The following is a 1,473-nucleotide window of genomic DNA, read 5'->3' as shown; positions in this document are numbered from 1 at the left end:
GTGGTTTTTCCGTTGTTAAACCGGCTCTTACATGGAGTTATCGAAAGGCTTGAGCCGTATGCCGGGAAACTGGCACGTACGGTTCTGAGGGGGCGGCGGCGCAGTAATGCGCTGCTGCTACCCGACAGAATCTCGCCTTGGGACGGCGTGTAACTGCCGCTAAGAATTTTTAAAAGCGTCGATTTACCGGCGCCATTTTCACCCATCAAGGCATGAATCTGACCGGCGTAACAATCAAAACTGATGGCGTCCAGCGCTTTGACGCCGGGAAACACTTTGCCGATGCCGCGAAACGACAGGTAGGGGGGTGCCGTAGTCATGAACACATCCTCGGGTAGCCGCGCCTGTAACCCCGGCGGCCGGAGCCGCGGCGAGGAAATGACGTCATCATGAGACAGGCCGCCCTGCGGCGGCCCGTCAACCGACAGGACTGTTTACAGTCCTTTCTTATCCAGCTCCTGCTTAAAATTGTCGCGCGTGATGAGCACTACATCGGTGACTTCGGTAAATTTCGGCGGTTCCACGCCTTTGGTGACCCATTGATCCAACATTTGAATGCTTTTGTAACCGTGCACATCCGGGCTCGGCAGCAGCGAACCGTAGAAGCCGGTCGCATTGGCTTTCGACAATTCGCTCACCGCGTCAACGCCATTGATACCGATACCGATGACATTCGCGGCTTTAAAGCCTTGTCCTTCGGTCGCGCGGACGCCGCCCAGGACCGTATTATCATTCATGCCGATAATCAGCCAGTTCTTCACCTCGGGGTGCTGCACCAATAGCGAGTTGGCAGCGTCAAAGGCGCCGGGAATATCGTTGGACTTGGTCGGCACCTGATAGATCTGTTTTTCCGGGAAACCCGCGGTCTTCAGCGCGTCCATGGATCCCGAGGTCCGACGGCGGGCGGTGTCCAGCTCGTTAGCGGTAATGGCCATTACACCGGTGTCCTGCGCTTTCCAACCGCGTTTATTCATCTCTTTCCACAATTCCTGCCCCTGACGTTCGCCGATTTTGGTGGCGGCCATCATCACCAGCGGCACACTGTCCATCGGTTTCCCTTTAGCGGTGACGAATTGATCGTCCACGGCAATCACTTTCAGATCATAGCTGCGCGCCTTGGCCACGATCGCCGAGCCGAGTTTGGGATCCGGGGTGCAGATGACAAACCCTTTCGCGCCGCTGGCGGCCAGGCTGTCGATGGCGTTCAGCGTTTTTTCGCCATCCGGCACGGCGATTTTTATTACCTCAAAGCTCAGATCTTTGCCGGCTTTGTCGGCGAAGCGCCATTCGGTCTGGAACCAGGGTTCCTCGGGTTGTTTTACCAAAAAGCCGAGTTTTAGAGTGTCTGAATCACCCCGGATAAATTAGAGTCTATACTTTAAAAGTGGAGGTCTCTATGACAACGACCAAACGTTACTCTCCGGAAGTCCGTGAACGGGCAGTTAATCTAGTGCTGGAAACTCAGCATGAGCA

The 1,473-nt window shown here is 55.4% G+C and carries 1 protein-coding gene and 1 pseudogene; both read right to left on the bottom strand.

Features of this window, described 5'->3' with window-relative positions; translation table 11 throughout:
• Positions 1–320 (bottom strand): ATP-binding cassette domain-containing protein (locus CINSTRO3249_RS17840; RefSeq protein WP_254304387.1); only part of this gene is annotated, 320 nt, incomplete at its 3' end.
• A 114-nt stretch (positions 321–434) separates the two neighbouring features.
• A pseudogene (locus CINSTRO3249_RS15855) lies at positions 435–1,349 on the bottom strand (arabinose ABC transporter substrate-binding protein); the annotation flags it as partial.
• Between the last annotated feature and the right edge of the window lie 124 nt (positions 1,350–1,473).

This window comes from Candidatus Sodalis sp. SoCistrobi (assembly GCF_900143145.1).
Classification (GTDB): domain Bacteria; phylum Pseudomonadota; class Gammaproteobacteria; order Enterobacterales; family Enterobacteriaceae; genus SoCistrobi.
This window is presented reverse-complemented; position numbering and strand designations above follow the sequence as displayed.